This window comes from Bartonella sp. CM120XJJH, assembly GCF_042194715.1.
Lineage (GTDB): Bacteria > Pseudomonadota > Alphaproteobacteria > Rhizobiales > Rhizobiaceae > Bartonella.
Genome location: NZ_JBHINE010000021.1, coordinates 20,916 through 27,585 on the forward strand (window position 1 = coordinate 20,916; position 6,670 = coordinate 27,585).

At 42.7% G+C, this 6,670-nt stretch carries 14 protein-coding genes; all 14 read right to left on the reverse strand.

Annotated features, from left to right (window positions below; genetic code table 11):
- Window positions 1-6: 6 nt before the first annotated feature.
- A complete protein-coding gene (gene rplE, locus ACFIKU_RS07865; protein ID WP_375657168.1) occupies window positions 7-564 on the reverse strand; it encodes a 50S ribosomal protein L5 in 558 nt (185 codons plus the stop codon).
- Entirely contained in the window at window positions 557-871 is a 315-nt protein-coding gene (rplX, locus tag ACFIKU_RS07870) for a 50S ribosomal protein L24 (RefSeq protein ID WP_015856579.1), read from the reverse strand. The genes rplE and rplX overlap by 8 nt, the downstream gene beginning before the upstream one ends.
- A gap of 12 nt (window positions 872-883) precedes the next feature.
- Window positions 884-1,252, reverse strand: a complete 369-nt coding sequence (gene rplN, locus ACFIKU_RS07875) for a 50S ribosomal protein L14 (RefSeq protein WP_004855715.1) — start codon at window positions 1,250-1,252, stop codon at window positions 884-886.
- A gap of 144 nt (window positions 1,253-1,396) precedes the next feature.
- Window positions 1,397-1,636, reverse strand: a complete 240-nt coding sequence (gene rpsQ / locus ACFIKU_RS07880) for a 30S ribosomal protein S17 (RefSeq protein WP_375642467.1) — start codon at window positions 1,634-1,636, stop codon at window positions 1,397-1,399.
- Between the two features lie 11 nt (window positions 1,637-1,647).
- Window positions 1,648-1,848, reverse strand: a complete 201-nt coding sequence (gene rpmC, locus ACFIKU_RS07885) for a 50S ribosomal protein L29 (RefSeq protein ID WP_375642466.1) — start codon at window positions 1,846-1,848, stop codon at window positions 1,648-1,650.
- A gap of 12 nt (window positions 1,849-1,860) precedes the next feature.
- Window positions 1,861-2,274, reverse strand: coding sequence for a 50S ribosomal protein L16 (gene rplP / locus ACFIKU_RS07890; RefSeq protein WP_375611475.1), 414 nt, complete (start codon window positions 2,272-2,274; stop codon window positions 1,861-1,863).
- Window positions 2,275-2,310: 36 nt separating this feature from the next.
- Complete coding sequence (gene rpsC, locus ACFIKU_RS07895) at window positions 2,311-3,021, reverse strand: 30S ribosomal protein S3 (RefSeq protein ID WP_273791408.1); 711 nt, start codon at window positions 3,019-3,021, stop codon at window positions 2,311-2,313.
- Window positions 3,021-3,410: a 50S ribosomal protein L22 gene (gene rplV, locus ACFIKU_RS07900; protein WP_375642465.1), complete on the reverse strand. Its 390-nt coding sequence runs from the start codon at window positions 3,408-3,410 to the stop codon at window positions 3,021-3,023. Before rplV ends, rpsC begins: the two co-directional genes overlap by 1 nt.
- Before the next feature lie 2 nt (window positions 3,411-3,412).
- Window positions 3,413-3,691, reverse strand: coding sequence for a 30S ribosomal protein S19 (rpsS, locus tag ACFIKU_RS07905; RefSeq protein ID WP_004855734.1), 279 nt, complete (start codon window positions 3,689-3,691; stop codon window positions 3,413-3,415).
- A 15-nt stretch (window positions 3,692-3,706) separates the two neighbouring features.
- Entirely contained in the window at window positions 3,707-4,540 is an 834-nt protein-coding gene (gene rplB / locus ACFIKU_RS07910; protein ID WP_375642464.1) for a 50S ribosomal protein L2, read from the reverse strand.
- A 20-nt stretch (window positions 4,541-4,560) separates the two neighbouring features.
- Window positions 4,561-4,854, reverse strand: coding sequence for a 50S ribosomal protein L23 (locus tag ACFIKU_RS07915; RefSeq protein WP_273723987.1), 294 nt, complete (start codon window positions 4,852-4,854; stop codon window positions 4,561-4,563).
- Window positions 4,851-5,471 (reverse strand): 50S ribosomal protein L4, encoded by a 621-nt coding sequence (gene rplD / locus ACFIKU_RS07920; RefSeq protein WP_375657169.1) that lies wholly within the window; start codon window positions 5,469-5,471, stop codon window positions 4,851-4,853. The genes ACFIKU_RS07915 and rplD overlap by 4 nt, the downstream gene beginning before the upstream one ends.
- Window positions 5,472-5,473: 2 nt before the next feature.
- Window positions 5,474-6,211: a 50S ribosomal protein L3 gene (gene rplC, locus ACFIKU_RS07925; protein ID WP_273723985.1), complete on the reverse strand. Its 738-nt coding sequence runs from the start codon at window positions 6,209-6,211 to the stop codon at window positions 5,474-5,476.
- Between the two features lie 27 nt (window positions 6,212-6,238).
- On the reverse strand, window positions 6,239-6,547 hold the full coding sequence (gene rpsJ, locus ACFIKU_RS07930) for a 30S ribosomal protein S10 (RefSeq protein WP_005773267.1): 309 nt from the start codon (window positions 6,545-6,547) through the stop codon (window positions 6,239-6,241).
- Window positions 6,548-6,670 lie beyond the last annotated feature (123 nt).

The window sequence follows — 6,670 nt, forward strand, 5'->3', positions numbered from 1 at the left end:
TTGCCGTTACGAACGAAAAGGAAAATTAAAAGCACGCAATAACTCACGAGCTTCATCATCCGTTTTTGCTGTCGTACAAACGATAATATCCATGCCCCAAATTTGATCAACTTTATCATAGTTGATTTCTGGAAACACAATGTGTTCTTTAATACCCATAGCAAAATTGCCATGACCATCAAAACTCTTTGGATTTAAACCACGAAAGTCACGAACCCGCGGAAGAGCAATCGTAACAAGACGATCTAAAAACTCAAACATACGATCTTTACGCAATGTAACTTTAGCCCCAAGAGGCATTCCTTCACGAACCTTAAAGGTCGCAATAGAATTACGCGCACGCGTAACAACAGCTTTCTGACCTGTTATTAGCCCTAAATCCTCAGCCGCAAGGGAAGGCTTCTTCGAATCAGCAGTTGCTTCGCCTATCCCCATATTTATTACAATTTTATCAATCCGCGGAATTTGCATTGCATTTCTGTAATTAAACTTCTCTTGAAGCGCTTTACGAATCACTTCAAAATAATGCACTTTCATACGCGGTATTTGTCTTTCCTCAGCCATTAATCAACTCTCCCGAACGCTTGGCAAAACGCACCTTATTACCATCTGCATTCATACGAAAACCTACACGTGTAGGCTTACCATCTTTAGGATCAGCAATCGCCAAATTAGACAGATGAATCGGAGCTTCTTTAGAAATAATTCCAGCTTCTTGCTTCTGCGTTTGACGTTGATGACGTTTAATCATATTAATCCCACGAACAAAAGCCTTATTCTCTTTTGGACTAACTTTAATTACTTCACCGCTACATCCTTTATCCTTACCGGATAAAACAACAACTTTATCACCTTTTCGAATCTTTTGCATAACATTTACTCCTTACAGAACTTCAGGAGCGAGCGAGATGATCTTCATATGATTCCTACCACGCAATTCGCGGGGAACAGGTCCAAAGATACGAGTGCCGATCGGCTCTTTTTTATTATCTACTAAAACCGCAGCATTACTATCAAAACGAATGACACTACCATCTGCGCGACGAATATCCTTAGCAGTACGAACCACAACAGCTTTCATAACATCACCTTTTTTAACACGGCCACGAGGAATAGCATCCTTAACCGAAACAACAATAATGTCACCGACCGAAGCATATTTCCGCTTTGAACCGCCTAACACCTTGATGCACATGACACGACGAGCACCAGAATTATCAGCAACGTCGAGGTTTGTTTGCATCTGAATCATGACTGGCCACCTTCTCTTAACACATATACCCGATTGTACCTTTTGTACACTCGGATTTGCCTGCCAAATAACGATAAAGCTACTGCCTTCAAATTTATCAATGATAAAAACATTATTAAACTCTAAAACAATAAACTTAATCCATTACGCTACATTGTCTTTTACAACAATCCAACTTTTATCTTTCGAAATTGGTCTAGATTCTTGAATAGAAACTTGATCCCCAATCTTGAATTGGTTGTTTTCGTCATGCGCTTTATAATTTTTAGACTGCCGAACAGTCTTCTTAAGAAGCGGATGAGAATAACGGCGTTCAACTTTTACAACAACAGTTTTATCACTTTTGTCGCTAATAACAACACCCTGCAAAACGCGTTTAGGCATCTCTCATTTCCTTAAACCTTACTTTCACTTAATCTTTGACGAAGAAAAGTTTTAATACGCGCAATATCACGACGAACTTGTCTAACACGCGCAGTCTTTTCTAATTGACCTGTTGCTTTTTGAAAACGCAAATTAAATTGCTCTTTCTTTAACTTAGCCAATTCATCTTTTATTTGGTCGAGCGTTTGCGCCCGTAATTCTGTGGCTTTCATCGCTTAACCTCATTATTCAGCAATACGCTGGATGAAACGCGTTTTTATAGGCAACTTTGCAGCGCCCAATCTTAGCGCTTCACGTGCAACATCCTCCGGAACTCCATCAAGCTCAAACATGACGCGCCCAGGAGCAACACGTGCAGCCCAATAATCAACACTTCCCTTACCTTTACCCATGCGAACTTCAGTCGGTTTAGATGTAACCGGAAGATCTGGAAAAATGCGAATCCACACACGACCAGAACGCTTCATATAACGTGTAATCGCACGGCGCGCCGCTTCAATTTGACGAGCAGTAACCCGCTCCGGCTCAACAGCCTTCAAACCGTAGGCACCGAAATTCAAATCCGTACCACCCTTCGCAAAACCGTGAATACGGCCTTTGAACTGTTTACGGAACTTTGTGCGCTTTGGCTGCAACATTGTTCTCTACTCCAAATTTTAGTTCAATCTCAAAAACTAAGCATTTTCGCGGCGACGATTCGATGAAGAACCAGATTGATCAGCTTCCGTAGCACGACGCTCTGAAGCCATCGGATCATGCTCAAGAATCTCACCCTTAAAGACCCAAACTTTAATACCACAAATACCATAAGCGGTCTTAGCTTCTGCTGTACCGTAATCAACATCAGAACGCAAGGTATGAAGTGGAACACGACCTTCACGATACCATTCCATACGAGCAATTTCAGCACCACCAAGACGGCCAGAACAATTGATACGAATACCTTCCGCACCAAGACGCATAGCAGATTGAACAGCACGCTTCATTGCACGACGAAAAGCAACACGACGCTCTAACTGTTGAGCAATTGATTGCGCAATAATTGTCGCATCAATCTCCGGTTTGCGAATCTCCACAATATTCAATGAAGTTTCAGCATCCGTCATTTCTGAGAGCTTACGACGAAGCTTTTCGATATCGGCACCCTTTTTACCAATAATCAAACCAGGACGTGCAGAATGAATCGTAATACGACACTTTTTATGAGGACGCTCAATAACAACCTTAGAAATAGCTGCCTGTTTAAGCTCCTCAAGCACATATGAACGAATTTTCAAATCCTCATGAAGAAGGCGCCCATATTCACCACTATCAGCATACCAACGAGAGTCCCAAGTCCGATTAACACCAAGACGAAGTCCTATTGGATTTATCTTCTGCCCCATTACGCGGCCTCCACTTTTTCGGTAACTTCACGAACAATAACAGTAAGATGCGAAAATGGACGTTCAATTCTACTAGCACGCCCTCGACCACGAACATGAAAGCGCTTCATCACTATCGACTTACCAACATAAGCTTCCGCCACAACAAGCGAATCAATATCAAGATCGTGGTTATTTTCTGCGTTTGCAATTGCTGATTCAAGCGTTTTTTTCACAGTAGCAGCAATACGCTTGCGTGAAAACATCAAATCAGCGAGCGCTACATTAACTCTTTTACCACGAATCATTGCAGCAACTAAATTAAGCTTCTGCGGACTAACACGAATTGTCCGCGTGACAGCTCTTGCTTCATTATCTTTAAGCTGGCGCAAAACTTTAGCTTTTCCCATTCCTACTTCCTCTTCGCTTTTTTATCGGCACCATGACCATAATAAGTCCTAGTAGGAGCGAACTCACCAAACTTATGCCCAACCATCTCTTCAGAAACAGAAACAGGAATATGCTTATTACCGTTGTAAACACCAAAAGTTAAACCAACAAATTGCGGTAAAATAGTAGAGCGACGGCTCCATATTTTTATAACTTCATTGCGCCCACTTGCACGTACCTTCTCTGCTTTACCAAGAAGATAGCCGTCAACAAACGGACCTTTCCACACTGAACGAACCACCTCAGACTACCTTTCTTATTTCTTGCGTTGATGACGCGTACGCATAATAAATTTATCAGTGGCTTTATTGGAGCGCGTACGCTTACCTTTTGTTGGTTTACCCCAAGGAGATACTGGATGGCGCCCCCCCGATGTACGACCTTCACCACCACCATGCGGATGATCAACGGGGTTCATAGCAACACCACGAACATGTGGACGTTTACCACGCCAACGTGACCGACCTGCCTTACCATCATTAATATTCCCATGATCAGGATTTGAAACAGCGCCAACGGTTGCAAAACAGCTACTAGGAACCAAACGCTGTTCACCAGAATTTAAACGAAGAATAGCCATACCCTGATCTCGTCCAACCAACTGCGCATAAGTACCTGCTGAACGTGCTATCTGCCCCCCTTTTCCTGGCTTCATCTCAACATTATGAATAATTGTGCCTACAGGCATATTACCAAGAGGCATAGCATTACCTGGTTTAACATCCACATTTAAACCAGCCATAACGGAATCACCAACCGCAAGACGCTGTGGCGCAAGAATATAACTCAATTGCCCATCCTCATAACGGATTAAAGCAATAAAAGCGGTACGATTAGGATCGTATTCTAAACGCTCAACTTTTGCTGAAACATCACGTTTAAGACGCTTAAAGTCGACAAACCGATAACTACGTTTATGTCCACCACCCTGAAAACGAGCAGTAACACGACCGCGATTATTGCGTCCACCCTTTGAAGATAAGCCTTCAGTCAACATCTTTATAGGTTTTCCCTTATAAAGACAAGAACGTTCCACAATAACAAGCTGACGCTGCCCAGGTGTAGTTGGATTAAATTGCTTAAGTGCCATTATTCCTATCTCCGAGCCTCTTAAAGACCTGTCGAAACGTCGATAGTCTGACCACTGGCCAGAGTTACGATCGCTTTTTTGACATCACTCTGCCGACCAACTATACCTTTGAAACGCTTCACTTTACCCTTACGGACTATCGTGTTAACTGCTTTAACTTTTACGCTAAAAAGCGCTTCAATAGCAGCCTTAATCTCAGGCTTCGTCGCTTTCGGCGCGACATTAAAAGCAACTTGATTATATTCAGAAATCATAGTCGCCTTTTCAGTAATAACTGGACTAATAATTATATCATAATGGCGAAGATCTGTCATTTAAAACGCTCCTCAAGAGCCTCAACAGCTGCTTTTGACAAAACAAGTTTGCTGCGACGCAAAATATCATAAACATTAATTCCCTGAATCGGCAAAATGTCAATATTAGGAATATTAGAGGCTGCACGAAAAAAGTTAATATCAATCTCTTTACCACCAATCAAGAGAGCGTTATTAAATCCAAGCTTAGAAAAATGAGAAACAAGCATTTTCGTTTTAGCATCCTTAACAGTCAACTCATCCACAATAATTAAATCTTTTGCTTTTAATTTTGCAGATAAAGCAAGACGTAAGCCAAGAGCACGAATCTTTTTAGGAAGATCATGCGCATGGCTACGAGCCACCGGTCCATGTGCCTTACCCCCACCTCTAAACTGCGGTGCACGTGCAGATGAATGTCGAGCGCGCCCTGTCCCTTTCTGTTTAAACATTTTCGCCCCTGTTCGCGACACATCAGAACGACCTTGGGATTGATGACTTCCCTGCTGACGACGTGCAAGCTGCCAACGAACGACACGCTGCAAAATATCCTCACGCGGAACAAGATCAAAAATAGCTTCAGAAACCTTTAATTTGCCAGCTTCATTACCATCAAGAGTTTTAATTACAAGATCCATTATTAGGCTCCCTCGACTTCAGAGGTTTCCATCACCGGAGTAACCATTTCCGTTTTCTCCTTCACAAGACGGCGAATACCAGCAGGCTTTGGAGCATTATCAGGAAGAGGCTTCTTCACAGCATCCCGTACCAAAATCCAAGAACCTTTAGAACCAGAAACAGCACCACGGACTAAAATTAAACCACGCTCACTATCCGTGGAAATAACTTCAATATTCTGTGTTGTTACACGCACTTGCCCCATATGGCCAGCCATTTTTTTACCCTTAAAAACTTTACCAGGATCTTGGCATTGCCCTGTAGAACCATGAGCACGATGTGTGATCGAGTTACCATGGGAAGCACGATGCCCACCAAAGTTATGTCGTTTCATAACACCAGCAAACCCCTTACCGATACTGGTACCAGTCACATCAACTCTTTGCCCTGGAACAAAATGTTCCACCGTAATTTCAGTACCAACATCAAGAAGATTGTCGGGACTCACACGAAACTCTGCTATTTTGGCTTTAGGCTCAACAGAAGCCTTAGCAAAATGTCCACGAAGAGCTTGTGAAGTATTCTTAACCTTAGCAAAGCCTACACCTAATTGAACAGCAGTATAACCATTCTTTTCAACTGTACGCTGAGCAACGACTTGACAATTCTCCAAACGAAGTACCGTCACCGGCACATGCTCACCAGCATCATTATAAATACGGGTCATGCCCAGCTTCTGTGCTATTACACCTGAACGCATCGGGTCTGTTCCTTCTGTCCTCAAACCTCAGAGCTTAATTTCTACATCCACACCAGCAGAAAGATCGAGCTTCATAAGCGCATCCACTGTTTGCGGCGTTGGATCAACAATATCAAGAAGACGTTTATGTGTCCGCATCTCAAACTGCTCACGACTCTTCTTATCAATATGCGGTCCACGATTAACCGTAAATTTCTCAATCCGCGTTGGAAGCGGAATGGGACCACGGACATTTGCACCGGTACGTTTAGCAGTCGATACAATCTCACGCGTCGACGTATCAAGAATTCTATGATCAAACGCTTTCAAGCGAATGCGAATATTTTGACTGTTCATGCTCTTTATTTCCCTGTTATACAAAGCGCCTTCAATAATAAAGGCACTCAACAAGCATTATTTATTCAATGATCTTAGAGACGATACCGGCACCAACAGTACGACCACCTTCACGAATAGCGA

Excerpts from the sequence above, each read along its gene's own strand:
- rpsC (WP_273791408.1), bottom strand. The coding sequence starts at position 3,021 with ATGGGGCAGAAGATAAATCCAATAGGACTTCGTCTTGGTGTTAATCGG.
- rplB (WP_375642464.1), bottom strand. The coding sequence starts at position 4,540 with ATGGCACTTAAGCAATTTAATCCAACTACACCTGGGCAGCGTCAGCTT.
- rpsQ (WP_375642467.1), bottom strand. The coding sequence starts at position 1,636 with ATGCCTAAACGCGTTTTGCAGGGTGTTGTTATTAGCGACAAAAGTGAT.
- rplC (WP_273723985.1), bottom strand. The coding sequence starts at position 6,211 with ATGCGTTCAGGTGTAATAGCACAGAAGCTGGGCATGACCCGTATTTAT.
- ACFIKU_RS07915 (WP_273723987.1), bottom strand. The coding sequence starts at position 4,854 with ATGACAGATCTTCGCCATTATGATATAATTATTAGTCCAGTTATTACT.
- rplV (WP_375642465.1), bottom strand. The coding sequence starts at position 3,410 with ATGGGAAAAGCTAAAGTTTTGCGCCAGCTTAAAGATAATGAAGCAAGA.
- rplX (WP_015856579.1), bottom strand. The coding sequence starts at position 871 with ATGCAAAAGATTCGAAAAGGTGATAAAGTTGTTGTTTTATCCGGTAAG.
- rplE (WP_375657168.1), bottom strand. The coding sequence starts at position 564 with ATGGCTGAGGAAAGACAAATACCGCGTATGAAAGTGCATTATTTTGAA.
- rpsJ (WP_005773267.1), bottom strand. The coding sequence starts at position 6,547 with ATGAACAGTCAAAATATTCGCATTCGCTTGAAAGCGTTTGATCATAGA.
- rpmC (WP_375642466.1), bottom strand. The coding sequence starts at position 1,848 with ATGAAAGCCACAGAATTACGGGCGCAAACGCTCGACCAAATAAAAGAT.
- rplN (WP_004855715.1), bottom strand. The coding sequence starts at position 1,252 with ATGATTCAGATGCAAACAAACCTCGACGTTGCTGATAATTCTGGTGCT.
- rplD (WP_375657169.1), bottom strand. The coding sequence starts at position 5,471 with ATGGATCTTGTAATTAAAACTCTTGATGGTAATGAAGCTGGCAAATTA.
- rplP (WP_375611475.1), bottom strand. The coding sequence starts at position 2,274 with ATGTTGCAGCCAAAGCGCACAAAGTTCCGTAAACAGTTCAAAGGCCGT.